General features: G+C 59.3%; 11 protein-coding genes. 5 read left to right on the plus strand and 6 right to left on the minus strand.

Going from position 1 to position 21,184, the window contains the following annotated elements:
- Nucleotides 1–197: 197 nt before the first annotated feature.
- From TBK1r_RS27380 to feoB, 3 genes are all read left to right on the plus strand, one after another.
- Complete coding sequence (locus TBK1r_RS27380; protein ID WP_145218068.1) at nt 198–1,598, plus strand: dicarboxylate/amino acid:cation symporter; 1,401 nt, start codon at nt 198–200, stop codon at nt 1,596–1,598.
- A gap of 600 nt (nt 1,599–2,198) precedes the next feature.
- A complete protein-coding gene (locus TBK1r_RS27385; protein ID WP_145218070.1) occupies nt 2,199–2,507 on the plus strand; it encodes a FeoA family protein in 309 nt (102 codons plus the stop codon).
- A gap of 15 nt (nt 2,508–2,522) precedes the next feature.
- Complete coding sequence (gene feoB, locus TBK1r_RS27390; protein WP_145218072.1) at nt 2,523–4,661, plus strand: ferrous iron transporter B; 2,139 nt, start codon at nt 2,523–2,525, stop codon at nt 4,659–4,661.
- A 1-nt stretch (nt 4,662) separates the two neighbouring features.
- Here feoB and TBK1r_RS27395 read toward each other — a convergent pair whose 3' ends face one another.
- The 5 genes from TBK1r_RS27395 to TBK1r_RS27415 form a co-directional block, all read right to left on the minus strand.
- Nucleotides 4,663–5,844 (minus strand): HD domain-containing phosphohydrolase, encoded by a 1,182-nt coding sequence (locus tag TBK1r_RS27395; RefSeq protein WP_145218074.1) that lies wholly within the window; start codon nt 5,842–5,844, stop codon nt 4,663–4,665.
- A gap of 198 nt (nt 5,845–6,042) precedes the next feature.
- Nucleotides 6,043–8,178: an HlyD family efflux transporter periplasmic adaptor subunit gene (locus TBK1r_RS27400; RefSeq protein ID WP_419580456.1), complete on the minus strand. Its 2,136-nt coding sequence runs from the start codon at nt 8,176–8,178 to the stop codon at nt 6,043–6,045.
- Between the two features lie 5 nt (nt 8,179–8,183).
- Nucleotides 8,184–10,091: an efflux RND transporter periplasmic adaptor subunit gene (locus TBK1r_RS27405; RefSeq protein ID WP_145218078.1), complete on the minus strand. Its 1,908-nt coding sequence runs from the start codon at nt 10,089–10,091 to the stop codon at nt 8,184–8,186.
- Between the two features lie 6 nt (nt 10,092–10,097).
- Nucleotides 10,098–10,931 carry an efflux RND transporter periplasmic adaptor subunit gene (locus TBK1r_RS27410; RefSeq protein ID WP_145218079.1) on the minus strand — a complete coding sequence of 278 codons (834 nt, stop codon included), beginning with the start codon at nt 10,929–10,931 and terminating at the stop codon, nt 10,098–10,100.
- Between the two features lie 456 nt (nt 10,932–11,387).
- Nucleotides 11,388–13,283, minus strand: a complete 1,896-nt coding sequence (locus TBK1r_RS27415) for a TolC family protein (RefSeq protein ID WP_419580457.1) — start codon at nt 13,281–13,283, stop codon at nt 11,388–11,390.
- A gap of 402 nt (nt 13,284–13,685) precedes the next feature.
- Between TBK1r_RS27415 and TBK1r_RS27420 the strand changes: the two genes are divergently transcribed.
- The gene (locus tag TBK1r_RS27420; protein ID WP_145218083.1) at nt 13,686–14,363 is read left to right on the plus strand and encodes a DUF4347 domain-containing protein; all 678 of its coding nucleotides are present in this window, start codon (nt 13,686–13,688) and stop codon (nt 14,361–14,363) included.
- Here TBK1r_RS27420 and TBK1r_RS27425 read toward each other — a convergent pair.
- Complete coding sequence (locus TBK1r_RS27425) at nt 14,360–16,069, minus strand: IS1182 family transposase (RefSeq protein ID WP_419580133.1); 1,710 nt, start codon at nt 16,067–16,069, stop codon at nt 14,360–14,362. The genes TBK1r_RS27420 and TBK1r_RS27425 overlap by 4 nt on opposite strands.
- 132 nt (nt 16,070–16,201) lie before the next feature.
- Between TBK1r_RS27425 and TBK1r_RS27430 the strand changes: the two genes are divergently transcribed.
- Nucleotides 16,202–21,118, plus strand: a complete 4,917-nt coding sequence (locus TBK1r_RS27430) for an Ig-like domain-containing protein (protein WP_145218087.1) — start codon at nt 16,202–16,204, stop codon at nt 21,116–21,118.
- The last annotated feature ends 66 nt before the right edge of the window (nt 21,119–21,184 follow it).

The raw sequence follows: 21,184 nt of genomic DNA on the forward strand, positions 1-21,184 counted from the left end.
GACAGAGAAGATCATAGTCTAACAATCAACCCGGACCCGTTGGATCGACAGACGATCGCACTGAAGTTTGGTATGTTGGCAGGGCGTGTTTTCGGGGATGATCGATCAAACCTCTCGCCTGCTCCCCGCGCCCTTTTCGTCCGGTTCATCGTTTTCAGCGTTCGTCGTTTCGTCACCTCGCAACTTTCGGCCCACTCATGTCTGACGCCAATCCTGATTCCACTCCGGCTTCCGACGATCAACCGCACGGGAATTGGCTGGCTTATGCGATTTTCTTTTCGATCGTCGCTGCCATCGCACTGGCGCTGATCAGCCCACACCTGGCGGCGTCTCTGGAAATCGGCGGTGAAGTCTTTTTGCGAATGTTGAAGATGATCGTCGTGCCGCTGGTGTTGACCTCGGTGATGTGCGGCGTGTTGGGCATGGGCGATGTTCGAAAACTCGGACGCCCCGGTGCTGCGGCGATCGGGTTCTATCTCGTCACCACCATCTTGGCGGTCGTGGTGGGGCTGGTGGTCGTCAACATCGTGCAGCCGGGCGTCGGCACGGTTGACCAGGCGGCGGTCCAGGCGATGAACACCGAGGGGCAGGGTTCGCCGAAATCCAAGATCGTCGATGCGCTCGCCCAGACGACGGGGCTGAGCAAGGTCGAAGTCGGAGGCGTGTTGGAGGGTTTGCCGCAAGGCGAGAGCGTGCAGCCGAACATCGGCACGATCTTCAAGAACCTGGTGCTGATGTTGGTGACGGACAACCTGTTTGTTTCGGCCGCCCAAACACAGTTGTTGCCGATCATCGTGTTCGCGATCGTTTTTGCGGGCATGCTGACGACGATGCACGAGGACGTCAGCAGCATCACCCGACTGATCACACAAGCAAACAAGGCGCTGATGCAATTCGTGATGCTGCTGATGAATTTTGCCCCCTTGGGTATTTTTTGTCTGGTCGCGGCGCGTTTCGGTGAGGCTCAGGCGGAAGGCAAGTTTCTCGAAGAGCTCTCCCAAATCGGCTGGTACTTCGGGACGGTCGTGGGAGGCCTGGCATTCCACGCCCTGATCACGTTGCCGGCGATTTTTTATCTGGTCCGACGGGAAAACCCGTATCGGTTTATTCTGGCGATGTCCAAAGCCCTGTTGACCGCGTTTTCGACGGCCAGTTCTTCGGCGACGTTGCCGGTGACACTCGAATGCGCCGAGGAAGCCGGGATCTCCAAACGTTCAACCGAGTTTGTTATTCCCTTGGGCGCGACGATCAACATGGACGGGACCGCACTTTACGAAGCCGCCGCCGCCATCTTCATCGCCCAAGCGGTGCCGGGAATCGATCTCGGGTTCTGGGAACAGGTGATCGTGGCGGTGACCGCCACGTTGGCCGCGATCGGAGCGGCGGGGATTCCCGAAGCCGGGCTGGTCACGATGCTCATCGTGCTCAACGCCGTCGGGTTGCCGCTGGAATACATGGGGCTGATTCTGTCGGTCGACTGGTTGCTCGATCGCTTTCGCACCACCGTCAACGTGTTGGGAGACAGCGTCGGCGCCGCGGTGGTCGAAAAAACGCTTCCCGATCGGCCCTCCCCCCCTGGACTGGCCGCCGGGGCGTAGACGGGCGGGGCGTCGAAGTGAACCCCGCGATGGACCGTTCGACCTCGCTTCGCTCGACCCTCCTGCCAGGGCATTGGTATCTACATAAGTCACTTTTTGCCCAAAGGGCATGCATATCCATAGCCTGGGGCAAGCAAACCGAGCATTTGCGAGGGTTGCGCCGCCCCAGGAACCTCATCGCAATGAGGTTTAAATTGGCCAACGGCCATGCACAACCTTCGCGTTTGACGAGGCATTCGTTGATGGCCGTTGGCCAATCCCTCTCGTTCTCGTTTGCGGACCTTGGGCGATGCCCAAGGCTATGGATGTGAACGGCCGTTCGCCGAAACCATCCACTCAGAACAGATCTGACATACAAAAGATGTGTAGATACCTATGCTGCCAGGAGGGTGACTTTAAAAACGGCACAACCTCTGTGCGGGAGGGTGGCTGCAGATGCGTGGACAACAGCGCGTCCGGCGAGGTTGACTAACGAGGTGCGACAAGCTGGAACGCTTGACAGTTCGGGTGCCGCCTGCCATCCTATTGAGATTGATTCTCATTTCCGGCCGCAGCCTGCCTTGCGGCTCCCGCCCGCCCACGATCGGATGGTTCAACTCGATGGCAATCGTCCAGGTTCCCCCGGATCAGATTTACTCGACCACCCTCGCTGACATCCAACCCGGTCAATACGTTTGTAAGGATGTTCACGCCGCAGGCCAGGACGCGGTGCGGCTGAAGCGTTTGGGCGTTTGCCAGGGCCGAACGATCGAACTGGTGGGGCGAGGCGATCCGATGATTTTGAAGATCGGGACGTCACGTGTCGGCCTCTCGCGTCAGCTGGCCAAGTTGGTCTTGGTCGATCCAGCGTCTGTTTCGCCTTTGAATCCCGAGTCCGCGCCGGTTTCTCTCCCGGCTTCGGCCCTCTAAGCCAGAGTCCGCCCCTTGAGTCTTCCGACGGTTCGTTCGATGCCCGGGTCGGACGCTACGGCTACGAAACCGGTGGTGCTGCTGGTCGGCAATCCTAACGTCGGCAAGACGTCGTTGTTCAATGCGCTGGCGGGGATGCGGGCCAAAACGGCGAATTACCCCGGCATCACGGTCGACCTGCGCAAGGCGATGATTCACGTCGCGGCGGTGGACCAGGATGCACGCTGCCAGGCGACCAGCGAAATTGAACTGGTGGACCTGCCGGGCTTGTACAGCATGGAAACGGCGAGTCCGGAAGAAGAGGTCGCCGCGCGAAGCATTCGGGGAGAATTCCGGGGCGAGCTTAGTCGTCTGCCCGACGCGGTCGTGGTGGTCGTCGACGCGACGAACATCGCCCGCACGTTGGTGTTGGCCGGCGAGATTCTCGATCGCAATCTGCCGACGATTGTCGCAGTCAATTTGATCGACGCGGCCGAGTCGTCGGGAACCGAGATCCGGTTCGACGAATTGAGCGAAAAATTGGGCTGTCCGGTGATTCCGGTCAGCGCCCGCAAAGCGCGTGGGCTGGGCGAGTTGCGTGAAGCGATTTACGAGATGACCAAGCAGGCCAACCCGCTGCTGCCGATCGCACGCGAACCCTGTGTCGCCGGTTGCGGCGGGTGTCCGTTCGCGGCGCGTTTTGAATGGGCCGACGGCGTGGCGGGCGCGTCGGTCCGCCAGACCCCTGGCAAGGGCGTCAAACTGGAGTGGCTCGACCGATTGCTGACCTCGCAAGGGGTCGGATTGGTGACGCTGTTGGGCGTGATGCTGTCGGTGTTCTTTTTGATTTTTTCGTTGGCGGATCTGCCGATGTCGGCGATCGAAGACGGATTCGGTTGGGCCGGTCGGGTGATCGACAATCTGTTGCCGACCCGTCCGCTGTCCACGGCCATTTGGCTGCCGCTGGCGACCGCGATTTCGTTGTCGGTGTTTGCGGTCGCGTACTGGTTGAACGAAACGAAATGGACCCGTTGGTCGGCGTCGGTCGCGGTGTTGACGTCGTTGGTGATCGGCAGTTTGCCGCTGGAGGATTTTCGCTCGTTGGCGATCGACGGAGTGGTGGGTGGTATCGCGGGTGTCGTGGTGTTTTTGCCACAGATCTGCATCCTGTTCTTTTTCATCACGCTGTTGGAAGATTCCGGGTACATGGCCCGTGGGGCGTTTGTGATGGAGCGGTTGATGCGTCGTGTGGGGCTGCCCGGCAAAGCGTTTGTGCCGATGCTCTCGGCGCACGCGTGTGCGATTCCGGGGATCATGGCCGCCCGCACGATCGAGACATGGCGAGACCGGTTGGTGACGATTCTGGTGTTGCCGTTGCTGACGTGTTCGGCGCGTTTGCCGGTCTACGTGATGGTCGCGGCGTTGCTGTTTGGCGATAGCCCCTGGAAAGCATCGCTGATGTTTGCCGGTGCCTATTTGTTGGGGCTGCTGGCCGCGTTTTCCACGGCGTTTTTGTTGAAGAAAACGGTGGTACCGGGCGAAGCGGCGCCGCTGGTGCTGGAGTTGCCTAATTATCGGATGCCCAGCTTTCGCAATGCCTGGTTCACGACGGTGGAACGGGCGACGGTCTTCTTGCGTGGCGCGGGGACGACAATCCTGTTGATCTCGGTGGTCCTGTGGGCCTTGGCAACGTATCCGAAGCTGCCCGATGACCGGACGTTCGCGTCAGACAGAGAACAGGCTCAGGCGGCGCTGGAGTATTCCTTTGCGGGGCGTTGCGGCCGGATGGTCGAACCCATTTTTGCGCCGCTCGGGTTCGATTGGAAGATCGATGTCGGGATCATCACCTCGTTCGCGGCGCGTGAGGTCTTGGTGTCAACGCTTTCGATCGTGTACGGTTTGGGCGAAGACGCCGCGGAGGAACCGGCCGGTTTGGTCGAGACGCTGCGGCGGCAACGACGTCCTGACGGCACGCTGGTGTTTTCAACGGCCACCGGGTTGAGTTTGTTGGTGTTCTTTGTGTTGGCGATGCAGTGTTTGCCGACACAGGTGGTGACCAAGCGTGAGACCGGAAGCTGGAGATGGGCGGTCTTTCAATTCATCTACATGACCGTCTTGGCCTACGTCGCGGCGTTGATCGTTTTTCAGTCGCTCTCCGCGGCGGGATACGCCTAGATCACTGGTCGGCCAAACTGACGACGATCTGTGTCACTTCGTCCAGTCGTGACAGGAACGCGTCCAAGACCTTGGGGTCAAAATGTTTGCCGCGTTCTTTGCGCATGATTTCGATGCATTGATCCAGCGGCAAGGCGTCTTTGTAACAGCGTTTACTGCTGAGGGCATCGAAGACATCGGCGACGGCGGTGATCCGGCCGACGATCGGAATTTCCTCGCCGGCGAGTTGTTCCGGGTAGCCCGTTCCGTCCCAGCGTTCGTGGTGTGTTTTGGCGATCACCGATGCCATCCGCAACACGGGCGACCGCGTCACGGGACGACGGGAATGGAGAAGAAACGGTTCGCTTTCGTCGCTCGGTTGGGCTTTGAGAATTTTTTCTCCGAACTCACAGTGACGCTTCATCATCGCGAACTCGTCCTGGGAAAGCTTGTCCGGTTTCAACAGAATCGAATCGGCGATCCCGATCTTGCCGGCATCATGAAGGATGGCGGCGTGTTCGATCAGCTCGGAATCGGATTCTGAGCAACCCAGTTCTCGGGCGATGATTCCTGCGAATCGGCCGACCCGAATGACGTGGTTGCCGGTTTCCTGGTCGCGGTATTCCGCGGCACAGGCCAGCACGTGGATGACCTCTTCACGCGATTGGGCCAGATCGGCGGTCCGCTGGGCGACTTCGGCTTCGAGTCGTTTGGAATAGGCGGCCATCTGGTCGTGGTGCGCCTTCAGCACCAACGAGTTGCGGACCCGGGGCAGCAGTTCGGTGGGCTTGACCGGTTTGTGCAAGAAGTCGGTGGCGCCCAATTCGAGTGCATCGATCTTAGTCTGTTCGTCCGTCGACGCCGTCACGATCAGAACCGGCAAATGCGACTGGTCGGGCGTGTTGCGAATCGTCTCCAGGATTTCCAGGCCCGTGACGTGCGGCATCACCACGTCTAACACCAGAATGTCCGGACGGGTCGAACGCACCAAATCGACCACCTCGCGAGACTCGCTGGTGGTGACAAAATCATGGTACCCCGAGCTGCGCAGATACTTCTGAATCAACTTGATGTTGATCGGTTCGTCATCGGCGATCATGACACGACCAGACTTTGTCGCCTCGGCCTCCTTCGACTTCAACGAAGCAGCACGTGTCATGGGTGCCGCGGCACCGGCTAACGTTGATGGAGTCGTCGCGTTCATCCGCCCTTCGGGTTGGCTAGAAAACTTCGCAGGTACTGTGCTCAAACTAAAACCAGTCTGCAGCAAACCGTAAGTCAATGTGTTGGTGTGAGAGGAGATGTTGGTAGGGCAGGCCCCGCGAACAAATTGGATTTTCGACACGGGCCCCTCGTTATCGTTAGATTCGATAGGATCCGATGAACGCGTCCGAACATGAACCTACTCCATCCACTCGGCCAGCCGTTTCCACAGGTGCGATCCCACGGTCTCGTCGAGTGATCCGATCGAAACTTGTGCCCGCTGTCCGCTATACAAATCAACGCCTTGCGACGTGCTGAGCGGCACAATGGCCTCGAAATGCGGCACCAGCAATTCGAACTCCGGGCCGGATTGCGACGCATCGTTGGCAACTTGTTTGACCGGCAAAGGACCCCCGTTGGAGGCCAGTAGGGACGGATAATCCACACCCGTTCTGGCGCGGGGAATGATCTTGGCCAAGGACGAGGTGTTCGTCGCGAGTCCGCGGGCGCGATAACGCACCGGTGCGCCCACCTGGTCACGAAACTGGTCGAACCGATCCTGCGAGATCAGCACACGCAACTCCTTTTGGGATTCGTCACCGATCACCAGCAATTCATCGCCTTGGGCGACGTAGGTCCCTTCCAATTCATTCAACCGGCGACGGACCACGACACCGCTGCGGGGGGCACGGACGATCAGCGAATCGAGTTGTTCCTTCGCGTCCAGGTGTTGTTTTGTCAGAGCCTGCAGTTCGGTTGCCTCGGCCTGTGCGGCGGCGTGCCGACCTTGCAGCGTTTGTTGGCGGGTGCGGAGAGTCGATTGCTGGATTTTTGTTTCCAGCTTCCCTGCCTCCAGGACGAGGTCGGGGTTGCGAAGCGTCAACAGTTTTTGGCCCTCGGATACGCGTTGCCCCGCGGCAACATGGATCGTGTCCACAAAACCCGGCACTTCGGCGCGAATCACTTCGTGCGGTGAATACTCGACCACCGCGGGGACGGGGGCGGCGCCCGGCCAGGGGATTGCCGCCAACAGCGTCGTCAGCAATGCCGCCGATCCGGTCGCCACGCACGTGAATCGGCGACGTCCGCTGCGGGGAGCCTGGCGGAACAACTTGGCCACGCGCCAGGCGGGACCACCGATCCAAACGATGCAGGCGACGACGGCCAACAGTGTGCCCAGGCCATGGAACAGTTTCGTCGCGGCAATCGTCAGCCCGAAACAAACGAAACACTTCCACAGCAGTGCCAGCCAAGCGTAGACGGCAACCGCGATCCGGTAACCATCTTGCCAATTCGGTTCTTTCAACTCACCGCCGAAGAACCACCGCCGGGCCTGACGGGCCAAGTAGTTTTGGCTGTCTGTGTACAGATTCGGTGCCCGAACCCAATCGGTCAGTACAAAGTAGCCATCGAACTTCATCAGCGGATTGGCATTGAAGATCAACGTCGCTACACCGGCCGACAACATCACGCTGATGCAAACGTGTTTGACCAGCGGTGAATCGGCCGATTGCCAAATCAGCATGGCGGTGGCGGCGACGAGCAGTTCCACATAGATCCCGGCCGACGCAACGTGAATGCGTTGCCAGCGGCGACGAAATCGCCAAACCGAACTGACGTCGACGTAAGCCAGTGGCGCCAACAAGATGAACAGGACGCCCATCTGTCCGACATCTCCCCCGTAGCGTTTGCACACGATCGCATGCGCAAACTCGTGGAAGATCTTCAAGACGATTGTGACGGCCAGCAACAGAGTCAGTGCCGACGACGAAAACAAGTATTCCGAGGAATGCGTCAACTCGTTCCTGTGCAGGATCGCCAGGCAGCCGCCCAGCAGGATCAGCAAGATGCCGGCGGCGGTCGCCGGAAGCCCGAAGATCCAGCCGACGTACTTCATCATCTGTCCGATCAGGCGATCGGGATGAATCAGTGGGACACGAATCGCGATCGGATTGGCGTGCTGCTTGATTCGATTCGTTTTCGCTTTTTCGGTGGAGCGGTGAAGTCGAGCGGAGGATTTGGAGGACTCGGTGTGCGCCAGTTCGTTGTCGATCAGCCACCGACACAGGTCCGCCGCATCCTCTTCGGACAATTGATGGTCGGGATACTGTTCGCAGACTTCGCGATAGGCTTGGGCGATCGTGCGTGAGGCGGTCAGCCGAATGGCCAGCGCGTATTCGATTCTGCCGAGCCGATAAAACGAGCCCGCGACGGGGTCTTCGACGATCACGTGCGGTTGCCGTGCATCGTCACACGGTGTCAAACGCAAATCTTGTCGAAAGACGACGGACGTGGTGCTTTGGTCGCTGGCAAAATGCTGGTGGTTGTCTCGCATGACGTTCACCACCAGAACCATTGGGAGAGGGCTTCGATGGGTCGGTGAAACAGAATCCAGCCGAGTGCACGACGACCACAAGCGATCTTCAGCGTGCCCTTCATTCCCGGACGCAACAGTTGTTCGTCGTTGGAAAGTTTGCATTCCGCGATGAACACGTTTTCTTCGTCACGAATTTCACTGCGTGGATTGACGATTCCGATCGTCGTGTCCCAGTTGCGATCGGGATAGGCGTTCAGTCGCAACTGGGCGGTTTGGTCCTTGCGGACGTACGCGATCTGATCGTCTTTCACCGCCGCCTCGACGATCATTTCCAGCAGTGGCGCGATTTCAAACAGAGATTGACCGGTGGTCAGTGGGGCACCCTTGACGCGTTTTAGATCACCGGCGACGACCATCCCGTCGACGGGGCTGCGCAGTTCGAGTTCGCTTAATCGGAGATCCAGCAATTGAAGTTCGGATCGAAGCCCGTCGATTTCCAACTGGGCGATCCGCTGATCCGCGTAGGCGCGTGAGGCCTGGGCGGCGTCTCGTTTTTTGATCGCCTGGTCATGGTCGGCCTGCAGCGACTCTCGTTTCCACCTCAATTCGCGGCCGTCGAGCGTCGCCAGCAGATCGCCACGTCGGACAAGGTCGCCGGGCGCGACGAAACAGTCTTTGAGTGTCGCTTCGAAGGGCGCGGCCACGAAACGTTTGAAGCGGGGTTCGACACGCACGTCACAGCTTTCGCGGTGACGGAGCGGAACAAACATTGCGGCGATCAATGCGATCATGACCGTCAACGCAATCACGCCACCGCGTGATCGGACCGCTCGGACGCTGCGACGAAGTAAATCGGTTGAACGACGCTGATCGTGTGCGTGCAACACCGCCCCGAGTGACGGACCGGCCGCTTCGAAGAATTGTCGCATCGGCTGGACAGGCGATTCGGAATCCAAGATCGCCAGAAACACGGCGCACGTGTCTCTGGATTCATCGACGAGCGGCACGGCCAAGACGCTGGCGGCATGTTGACGCGCCAATTCGCCGACGCTGCGCGACGCGTCCAGTTGGGTTGTTGTCGGTTCGACGATCGAGATGGACCCCTGCATCAACGCTTCGTCCATGGCGTTTTCGATGGACCGTGTCTGGGCGGTCGTCGTATCGATTCGAGTCGAATCGCTGAGTGCGACCAATCGGCAACTGCCCGCCCCCGATGTCGCGATTCCGATCGCAGCACGGCAAAGGTTCCAGTGATCGGCCAGTTCGGTGACGATCACCTGACAGGCTTCGCTGCGAGTTTTCGAATCCAACGCCCGGGTGAGCAGGTCGACCGTGGCGGCGGCATGGGACGCGACGGCGGACTGTTGATCCAGGCGATGTTGAACGTTCCAGAGGGCGAACTGTTGGGCCAATGTGTGGACCGCTCGGGTGAAACCGTGCAAGTCCGCGGGCAACGCTGCGATCAAGCACAGGGCATCGGACGGTTGCCGCCCGGTGTCGATCGGCACGGCCAGGATGACTCGTTCGGGCTCAAGTTGTCGGCGGGAATGAATCTGGCCGCTGAGAGCAGATTGGTGACAGACCGAAATCAATTGCGTCCGTTGCGATGGGGACCTTTGTTCGGCCGGGTCGATCCGCAAGTGATGGAGTTGCTGCGACTTGTCGTTTGCGTTCGGCTGACAACGCACCACCGCAAGGATGGTGGAGAGTTCGTCGAGGCGTTCCAGCAGGATCTGGTCGGCTTCCTGGAGTGTGTTGGCCGATTGAAACGGAGACACGACCGGCGGATCGACGGTCGGATCAGCGACGTCGCGCGGCGTCGCGTGAATGCGGGTCGGCGTCGTCTCACGCGGGACCGATTCGTGCGTGACGGCGCCCACCAGGATGGGTGCAGCGAGGCCTGATCCGGCGTTGGGGATCTCGGTCGACACGGGAAATCAATCCTTCAATTGGATCGTGCAGCGGGCACCGCTGCGGAGGGTTCCGTCCGGATTGCTGATCGCAATTTTAACCAAAACGGTTCCGCTTTCGGCATCGGTCACCGGCGAGATGTAGTGGACGCGGCCGGAGATGGATTGCCCCGATTCGGTGAATTGAAGTTCGATTTCTTGGCCGGTGGTCAGCTGTTCGGCTTGGGGGCCGAGCAGTGAAAAATTGGCTAGCAGCGTGTCCAGCTGGACGAGCGTGATGACATCGGGTTTATTGGGCGCGACGAATTCACCGGGTTCTTTATGAAGTTCAGTGACGACTCCGCTGACCGGAGCCTGAATCTCGCGTCGCTTCATTTGCGTGAGCAATCGTTGGTGTTCCAAACGACGCGTTTCCATTTCTTCGACGACGCTGCGAAGGTTGGCTTGGGCGACTTGGAATTCTTTGGCCGCGCGTTGCAATTCGGCTTGGCGGGCGTGTCCTGACTGACGCAGCGATTGGAGTTTTTCCAACCGTTGAGAGGTCAATTCGACTTCCGCCCGGGCCGCATCGAGCCGTCCCTCGGCATTCATCTGCTGTTTGGCGACCTCCAACTGGGCCAAGTGGACTTGGCTGTTGAGCCGCAGCAACGGTTGGCCTTGCTCGACGGTCTGGCCTTGCCGGACCAACACTTCGGCGACGGTCCCTGTTTCGTCCGATGCCACTTCGATCGTCCGGATCGGTTCGGTGTATCCCAGCACCTCGGTGGCGAGGGAATCCCGACATGACAGTGCGATGATCGCGATCAAGACGGATTGGAAGGAGCGAATTCGCAGCTTAGAGGGGTGGTGGCAGAGTTTCATGGCGTCGCGGCAAGCACAAATGGAGACCGGGAAAACAAAGGCGGGCGGCAAGAATCACTTGCTCTGGGCAAGCTTAGGTCACCAATAAGTTGGCAGCACCGAGAAAGTCGCCCCCGTGAGAGGCGAAACAGCGGGATGCGCCTGAAGGCTGGGCACCAACCTGCGCTGGTGTGCAGGCTTCAGCCGCCCCGTCTTGCTGCTTCGCAGCGCGTGGGGATGCGCCTGAAGGCTGGACACCAACGGTTGCTGGAGTGCAGGCTTCAGCCGTGCCGTTTCGCTGCTCCGCAGCGAGTGGGAGTCGCCTGAAGGCTGGACACCAACGGTTGCTGGTGTGCAGGCTTGAGCCGCCCCGTCTTGCTGCTTCGCAGCGATTGGGGATGCGCCTGAAGGCTGGACACCAACCTGCGCTGGAGTGCAGGCTTTGGCCGCCCGTCTTGCTGCTTCGCAGCGCGGCACTCAAGGAACGGTGTTGGACGCCGACCCGATCGGTTCGATTTGCAGCAGCGTGCCGGTCGCCCGCTTCAGCCGTGACGTGCTGAGCGTGTAGTCGATTTGCGCCCTGGCGAATCCGACTTCCTCCACCAGCAAGCGGTCTTGGGCATCGAGCAAGTCCTCCAGCAGGGAGTTGGCGGAATAGCCGTCTCCGGGCAGTTCACGCCATCGATTGGAGATCAGTTCGACGTATTGTTGTGCGGAAACCATCGCCACGTAGCGTGCTTCGAGTTCTCGGTGGCTGGTTTCGACTTCGCGGACCGCCGCGGCGACCTCGGCATGGAGTTTGGCGATCGTTTCACTCAACCGACTGGCAAGTTTACGCAGTTCTGCTTGACGGCGAAGGATGTTGGCCTTGGCGGCGCGGCGCTGCAACGGCACTTCAAACCGCAGCCCGGCGCTGTAGCTCGGTTCGCCGACGCTGAACTGGTCGATCCAGGCACGGCCGATGTCTTGGCTGCCACGCAGTCCGCTGAAATAGGTTTCCAACACCAGGTCCAGCATGGGCAGCAGTTCGTTTTGGGCGACGTTCAAACGCACCCGAGCGGTATCCAGCTCGCGTGCGACTTCATTCATTTCACTCCGCTGTTGCAGGGCCGTGACCACGGCGTCTTCTAGCGACACGGGGACCAGGGCCAGCGAGGGGGGACGCACCGGGATGATCTCCGCCGTTTTGTCGCTGGTCAGTGCGGGAGAATTGACCAACATGCGGAGCTGATCTTCGGCGTTTCGGATCGAAGTCACCGCTCGGGCAAGTTCGGAGTTGCGTGTGGCGACGGCGGCTTCGGCGCGTTTGAGTTGGCTTTGCAAGGCATCCAAACCCTGCCGCTGTTCCAGCCAATCGTGAATCGACTTGGCTTGATTGAGATGACGGATTCGCAAGAGCAGCGAGGCGCGCTGGTAATACAGGTTCCACATGGATTCCTGGACGGAAAGCAAGTGGTTTTGGATCGCGGTGGTGGCGGCTTCGCTTGCGATTTGGGTGTCAAGCTTCGCCAACACGATCAGGCTTCGATTGAACGCCCGGCCGGCTCCGTTGAGCAGCGGTTGATTGAAGCTGAGGGTCAGCCGGGAATTGCCTTGGTTGTTCGGCGTGAAGAATTGCGAACTACTGTCGCGCAACCCGATCTGCTGTCCGATCTCAAACTCGGCTCCGGTTTGAAGTTTGCGCCGCAGGCCGCCGGAGAACGAAAAATCTTCTTCTCTCAAACGGTCGACGTTGCTGCCCGCGTCGAGGTCGCTGCCGGTGGGGACGCTGGTGCGCAGGAATTTTGATTCGACAAACGCGGTCGGATCAAAATCGGCGGCCGCGCGAGTGATTCCGGTGCGGGCGATGCAGATGTTTTCGTTGACCGCCGAGATGCGATAGCTGTGTCGCAAGGTCTCAAGGATCAGGCTGTCGCCATCGACGACGATCGAGGAAGGCGACAATTCAAATGGCGCCGTCGCGGTGGTTTCCCACCACGGACGAAAGTTGTCCGCAATCGGGGAACTTTCGGCCTGGGACTTCAAAAACTGGCGTACCGATTCGGGGGAAAGCGGCGTGTCGGTGTCGGACTTGGCGATCGATGTTTCGTTCAACCACTCGTCCGGCAAAGCACCAACCGTCAACGGAGGTGGTTCCGCACCCGAGTCGGTTGACGCTGGGGCGGAGTTTTGGGCCACGCGGATGCCGTGCTGCGCTTCGTCGCCGACAATTGGTTCGGCGAATACCTCTGTCAGTTCCGGCGATGGATCGAGGCTTCGCTGCGTCGGTGCAGAAAGCCACGACGGCAAATCATCCGTTTGCGCACCGGCCGATCCGGCGACCAAGCAGCAGGTCGCGATCGCGATGTAGCGTTTGCAAACGGTTCGATTCATGAAACACTCCGTCCGTGGAGTTGATGACGTGGGACACTTTGATCGTTCATCGGTTCGGAAGACCGTCGTTGGCTTCCGGCAGATGGCACAAGCCGGCCGCATTTCGGACTCGGTCACGCATCCTCGGAATGAAAGGCAAGCTCTTCAAGACTCGTCCAAACGGCTCAATCGTTACGCCTTGCCTTGGCGTTGTCGCCATCTCGGCTTCATTGGCGCATCTTCGCCAATTGCTGACTTAGGGTAGGGGTGAATGGATCAGTTCCTCATCTGAATTGTCGGGCTTAGGAAGTGCGCTGGCGTAAACGAAAATCAATTGGCGACTCAAGTTTCGTTCGTTCTACCGGATACCTGCTTGATGCTGCTGTGTTGGAAAAGCGTCTGTTGTTCAGCGCCACCCCGGTAGTGCCCGCCCCAGTTGACGGCGTCCCCTCCGATCACGAGTTGGCGGTACCGACCGTCGAACTGAATTTCTCGGACATGGCTTCCGCGGACACGGCTTCATCTGGCAATCCGTCCGGCAATTCGAGTGGTGATGCAGAACAGGCCGAACACGAGCGACAGCGATTGGAACTGGTCTTCGTCGACGCGGGCGTCCAAGATTATCAACAATTGATCGCCGATCTTCGCAGCGGCAACGAGCACGCCGACTTGGAGATCTATCTGCTCGACGCGACGCGCGACGGTGTTCGTCAGATCGGCGAGATTTTGGACGGATATGTCGATGTCGATGCGGTTCACGTGCTTTCGCACGGCAACGACGGCAAGATTCGCCTCGGCAACACCGTGCTCGACGAACGAAATCTGGCCGGATACGCGGGCGAATTCGCCGGCTGGGCAGGCTCACTAAGTGATGACGCGGACTTGATGTTGTACGGCTGTGAGCTGGCCGAAACGGTCGACGGCAGGACGATGCTCGCGGCCTGTCGATTTAGTTCCTGGGGACGGTTGATTCGATTTTGGTTCCGGACGAGGCTTTTATGGTGCTATGCGGGGCATCCAGAGTCGTTGGTAAGCGTGTTGACGGGATCGTGGCGTTCGCTTGTGGCGGATTTCGTTCGAAATGCCCCCTATCTCCCCTAGTTTGCTGTTCCGAGCGATTGTGTCGCCGCGGCGGCGCGCAGCTTCGCCAAGTAACTCATGATTTTCTTCAGATTGAATCCGGTCGCCGCCCAGCGCCATTCTTGATTCACACCTGCGATACCTCGAAGCAGGAATCGCCGCATATCAAGCGTGCTCTTGATCACGGCGAAAGGCGTTTCACCGAAATGCTGACGACGAGAGTAAGCCTCTTTGGCTGCAGGCGTTTCCATTCGCGCACGCTGCCGACGTCGCGCTCCTTCATGCTCATCATGCATCGTCTCGCGACCACGTGGCGGGCCAGGCTTGCGACCACGTCGCTTGCCCGCTCGCTTGTCCGACGAGGTCGCTTCGCTGGACTCCTGGGACGATGCCTCGCTGCTGCTTGCCTCGTCTTTTGGCTTCACGTTCTTGCGACAACGCCCAGCCAGCGTGCAGCCCTCGCATTCAAAACAGGTGTAAACCTTTCGCTGCACCGGAGAGCCGTCGCCATGCGTCGTGTTCTCGGTCGTCCGATGTGAAAGCACTTTGCCTGCCGGGCAGTAATAGCAGTCGTTCGCTTCGTCGTACACAAACGCTGCTTTGTCAAATCGTTTGGTTTGTGGATTAACCGGCAACTGATCAATCTGATCGGCGGCAACGGGCTCAGTCAAATCCGAACGCTCGGCAGGGTTGTTCTCGCGATTGGTTTCGGCAAGCGGGCCAATCAGTTCGATCTGTTTTTCCTCAGCCGCAGTGAGGTTTTTGCCCGTCGTGTAAGCCGAGTCAGCCATGACTCGCTTAATGTCAATTCCAAAGTCGTTGGCCACACAGTCGACGATGGTGGCAAATTCGTGGTGTTCGACGTTGCCGATCAAGACGTCCGCCGCAACGATCAGGCCGCTCTGCGTTTCGGTCGTCGCCATCGGAGTAAAGTTGGCTGCGTAACCACCCTCCTTATTGGGAAGAATGCGACTGTCCGTGTCAGTCTTGGGTAACTGGGCGGGGCCCTTCGTCCCATTTTTCCTGCGGACTTCGTCCATCGCATTGACCGTCTCCAGATGAGCGGCCAGTTGTGAGCGGCGTGACTTCAAGTTGGCGACGGCGGCGGGGAGGCGGTCCGCCGAAACGTCCTGGCCGATGAGATCTTCGTCGCATGCGTCGTTGACTTCGAAGGTTTCCAGGGCCTCATCAATTTGCGCGTCAAGTTCTTCGAGTGCTTTGGCTAATCGTTTGGCCGTCCAAGTCTTGTATTTGTTGGCGTCAGCCAGGATGCGTGTGCCGTCGATGCACAGTTCCGAGAGATTGGCGATCCCCAGGTTGATCGCCAGCTTGACCATTTGTTTGAAGATGCCTTTGACTGCATCACTATTGTTTCGGCGGAAGTCGCTGATCGTGCTGTGATCGATGCGGCGACCGCTGCTAAGCCAGATAAAATCGATCGAATGCTTGAGTTCGTATTCAATGTTCCGGCTGGATCGGATTCGCCGAATCATGGCAAACAGCAGGATCTTTGCCATTACGCTGGGATGGATCGGCGGCTGACCGAATCCGCCGTTGTAGGCCGCCTCCCAATCAGTCCAGTCCATCTGATCGAGAATCTCGTCGACCAAGCGAACGGGATGATCCTGAGGGATGAGTTCCTCCAGGGCGGTGGGAATGAGGACCAGTTGCCCGCGTGGTGTAGGAGCTTCCTGCCAATAGCTGGTCTTGGGTTGTCTCTGGCTCACTGGGCAAGCCTCCCTGCGTGAGAAGTGAATCGCGACGACGATCCGCCAAGAATAGCAAACATCGTGACGATGCCTACTAAGCCACCTCCCCTCGTTTTGTGGATACACTAAACCGACAGGCCGCTTGAGGCGTTGGCCGAATTGACCGGTGCGGACATCGCCGCGTCGGTCGATGACACCGGCAGCGGCTCGCTCGGCGGCGACTGGGAATTGGAGTTTGCGACCGGACGGATTGAATCCGATCCGATCCTTTCCGAATCCTATGATGCGACGTGGAGCGGATTACTCGCGACGCCGGAAATCGCGACAACGGGTGAACGACTTGTCAATTCGCCGGCGACGGGGAATCAATCGATCCTCAACCCACACCAGTCGGTCGCGGTCGACGGACTGGGCAACAGCATCGTCACCTGGATCGATTACAGTGCCGATCTGAGTGGATCGGCCGTGATGGCGCAGCGATTTGATGCTTCGGGGGCAAAGCTGGGCGGGCAATTCCAGGTCAACGTCACCACCGCCGGGGATCAGACCTTGCCGGTCGTCACCGCCGACGCCAGTGGGCGATTCGCGATCGCCTACGTTTCCGGCGATGCAGACGGAACGGGCATTTACGTCCGCCGATACGACGCCAGCGGAGCGGCGATCGATGCCGCGGATGTTTTGGTCAACGCGGGTTCGGAATCGGGCAACCAAACCAACGTTTCCATCGCAAGTAATAGCGTCAACCAAATCGTGCTGTCGTGGGAAAGTAGCGGCGCGACCGAGGGCATCTATGCACGTAATTTCGACTACACCTCCACGCCGGTCGGGAACGCGTTGTCCACGACACTGCTGACCGTGGATACTGATTCATCGGCAACCGACGCCGTGATCGACATCAACGAGGGCGGACGATTTGTCGTGCTTTGGAAGGATGGTTTGAGCTCGTACGCTCGCAAGTACGATTTTGGGTCGGGGACGGCGTTGAATTCGCGCCTTGACGTCAACTATCCGGGAGCGAACGACCGGCAGTTGGCGATCGCGGTCAAGCCGAACAATGACTATCTGATTGTGTACCGCGAGGACAATTTCCTGGGACTGGGAATCTGGACCCGCACCGTGAAGGACGACGGGACGTTGAATTTCCCGGACCGCATCATTTCGGTCGGTTCGGCGGAAGCGCCTTCGATTGCGATGGATGCGGCAGGCAACTATGTCATCAGCTACACACAGTTGGACGGCAGCGGCATGGGAGTGAAGTACATCTCCTTTGACGCGACCGACTTTCAGGTCAACGGTGTTGAATCGGTCAGTCAATCCACGTCCGGATCGCAGATCGCCGCCTCGGTTGCGATGCACGATTTGGACAACTTCGTCGTGGTGTGGAGCGGTCAAGGGGACCAACCAGGGCAAGTCGACTCGGCGGGCGTCTTCGCCAGACAGTACGGAACGGCAGTCGTTGCAAACACGGCTCCCGTCGCAGACCTGACCGCTGGCGCCCCCTACACGATCAATGAGGGCGACTCGCTTTCGCTGGACGGTTCCAATTCCTCCGATGCCAACGGGGACACGCTGACGTTTGCCTGGGACTTGGACAACGACGGGAACTTTGGCGAGACCAACGAACCGACGACCGCGACGGCAACGGTCGATTGGGCAACGCTGGCCAGTTTCGGGATCGACGACGACGGGACCTACACCATCGGATTACGCGTCGACGATGGAAACGGCGGTGTCACGACCCAGACCACCACCGTCACGGTTGAAAACTCCGGTCCCCTGTTGTCGATCACAGGGAGTAGCAATGCTGTTGCATCCACGGTTTACACCCTCAATCTTTCCGCAACCGACGCCGGCGACGACAGCATCACAAGCTGGCGTGTGGATTGGGGAGATGGAAGCATCGTCACGTATGTCGGTAACCCCAGTAGCGTGACGCACACCTACAACGTCGCGGGGCTTTCTCACAATCTCCTCGTCTCCGCTACCGACGAAGATGGGGTCTGGTTTGATGCAGACCTTTTCATCGCCACTGAAAACTCCACGCCGGTGTACCGATACGATGCCTTGACGGGAACGTTCGAGACCGGGATCGGCAGCGATGTCACACTGACGAAAGCGAGAAACATGATCTTCGGCGCCGACGGATTGCTTTACGTCACCGCATTCGATACAAGCAATGTGCAGCGATTCAATCCCGTGACAGGAATGTTCGTCGACGAGTTTGTCATGTCCGGAAGTGGAGGAATGGATCAAGCCGACGGGATCGCCTTTGGCCCTGACGGCAATCTGTACGTCAGTAGCCATCGCAACGACAATGTGCTTCGCTATGACGGAACGACAGGGGCGTTTATTGATGAGTTTGTCGTGGCAGGTGCGGGCGGAATGGACCACGCCGCATTCCTCGCGTTCGGGACCGACGGCAATTTGTACGTCGCCAGCGAGCGAACCGATCGCATCTTACGTTTCGACGGAACGACGGGGGCCTACATCGATGACTTTATCGATTTTCAAAGTGGTGGACTGACCGATTCCGCCAGTTTCGGGTTCGGCCCTGACGGGAAGTTTTACGTCGTATCAACCGTCACCGACGAAGTGCTTCGCTATGATGCCACCGGTACATTCCTCGATGTCTTTATCACCGCGGGACTGGGGGGATTAGACGATCCCGAAGGCTTGGCGTTTGGTCCGGACGGATTGGTCTATGTCACGTCGAGGGGCAACGACAACGTCTTGCGATTTGATGCGTCCGGAAATTTCGTGGATGAATACATAGCGAGTGCCGCAGGCCTCTCGCGGCCGCGGGCGTTTGCGTTTTCGCCAACGCATCAAGTCACCGTGTCGGCGAGCAATGTCGCCCCGGTCGCGTCGAACGTCAATCAAGTTAAGAACTATCTCGAAGGTGACGCTACGGTTGGGTTGGATAACATCGTCGTGACGGAACCCGATAGCGGAGATGCCGTCACTGCAACGTTAACGCTGAATCTTCCCGGGGCAGGCGTTTTGACGACGGGCACATTCGGGGCATCCACCAGTTCGTACGACGTGACGAGCGGCGTTTGGACCGTCAGTGGAAGTGTCGCTGATGTCAATGCAGCGCTCGCGGATGTCTCCTTCACTCCCGCAGCCGACAACGACATTGACGCGCAGGTGACCGTTCATCTCGAAGACTCCTTCGGTGCCGGACCAGCCGACGGGCTGATCCAGTTGAACGTCACGCCACAGAACGACCCGGCCTTCATCGATCTGGACAACGACAATTCGAGTGGGGCGCCCGGAACCGCTTTCAATGCCGCGTTCGTCGAAGGCGGCGGCCCCGTTTTCATCGCGGATGGGGCCGATGCGGTGATCACCGACATCGACAACTCGACATTGTCTTCCTTGACCGCCACGATCACCAATGCTCTCGACGGCGTGGCGGAATCCCTGTCGGCCGACACAAGCGGCACCAGCATTACGGCGTCCTTCACGGGCGGGACGTTGACGCTCAGCGGAGTCGACTCCGTCGCGAACTACCAGCAAGTGTTGCGGACCGTTCGCTACAACAATGCGTCATCGGCTCCCGATCCGACGACTCGGACGATCAGCCTGGTCGCCAACGATGGCTCCGCGGACAGCAATGTCGCCAGCGCGAACGTCACGGTGACGCCCGTGAACAGTGCTCCCACGATTGTCGTTCCCGGCACCCAATCGCCGACGGAAGACATTCCCTGGCAGATCAACGGCATCAGCTTTAACGATCTCGATATCGGAACGGGGACCATGCAGTTTTCGTTCGACGTCAGCCGAGGCAGCTTGACGCTGGATCTCACGATTACCGGTGGAGTGACGGCGGCAAATGTTTCTGGCAACGGCGGTTCTTCGCTGAGAGTCAACGTGTCGCTTGCCCAGATGAACACGACGCTTGCGGCCACCAACGGGCTGACCTACGCGAGTGATCCGAATGTCAGTGGAGCGGATGCTCTGGTTGTCGGGGCGAGTGATGGGGCGGCATCGAGCCTCGCCAACGTCGACATCAACGTGCTGCCGATCAACGATGCACCGGTCGCGGTCGCGGATTTCTATACCATGGACCCCGGCAGCACCTTGAGCCGCGGACCGGCGGGGCTACTGGCCAACGACTTTGATGCCGACGGCAACACTCTGACCGTGGTTCCGGTCAGCGGACCTTCGTCGGGGACTCTGACGCTGGGATCGGACGGCTCCTTTCAATTCACGCCGGTCGCATCATTCTCTGGGACGGTGACCTTCTCGTACGCCGTGACCGATGGCATCACCACGAGTGCGCCGGCTACGGTGGTCATTGAAGTCTCCTTGCCGATCCGTTCGGCAGACATTCAAAGCGTCAGATCCGATCACGAGCCCGAAGCTCCGCCGGAAGAACCGCCGGCCGACGATGCAGAAGACGCCGACCAGGTTGACGAGCAGGAGGACTTGTTGAACGAGATCTCGGCCACTGATTCGGGGACCGAGGTGCCGCTGGTGTTCACGCCGCGCGGTGTCGTCCAATCCGGTGAGGAAACTCTCCTGACCCTCAGCGTGATGTCTCCACGGGCGGCGACGCAGACCGAAGCGGTTGTGGAAGAAGAGGAGGCCCGCACGTCATCGGACAGCGAGGACGGTAGTCGCTCACGACGGGATCGCAAGGAGTCGTCGCGTGATGGAGTTTCCTTAGTGGGAGTCGCTAAATTCGACAGCAAGCTGCTGTGGAGTGACATGGAAGAGTTGGAGCAGGAACTCAAGCAGGGCGACAGCACGCCGTACCTCTTCGCCGGTTCCTTCGCCGGGGTCTCCAGTGCGCTCTCGGTCGGCTACGTGATGTGGACCGTTCGCGGCGGGCTGCTGGCGACGAGTTTGTTGGCTCATTTGCCGGCGTGGAGTTTCGTCGACCCGCTGTTGGTGCTCAATGAGTTCGAGGAGGACCAAGACGGCGAGGATGATTCACTCGAAGAGATGCTGGACAAGAGCGAGTCCGGAAAAAAGGAAGCACACAAGACCAGCCCGGAGGTTTTCGTTACCGCCGCGGACGATCGCACCGCTTCGCCCGCTACCCTCTGCGAGGGGAGGTGATTGACGCGGACAATCAGAAACACCCATTCAATTCATTCCTTCGTTACCAAGATCTCGGACGTTTCT

The organism is Stieleria magnilauensis (assembly GCA_007753675.1).
In the GTDB taxonomy this organism is placed as follows: Bacteria; Planctomycetota; Planctomycetia; order Pirellulales; family Pirellulaceae; genus Stieleria; species Stieleria magnilauensis.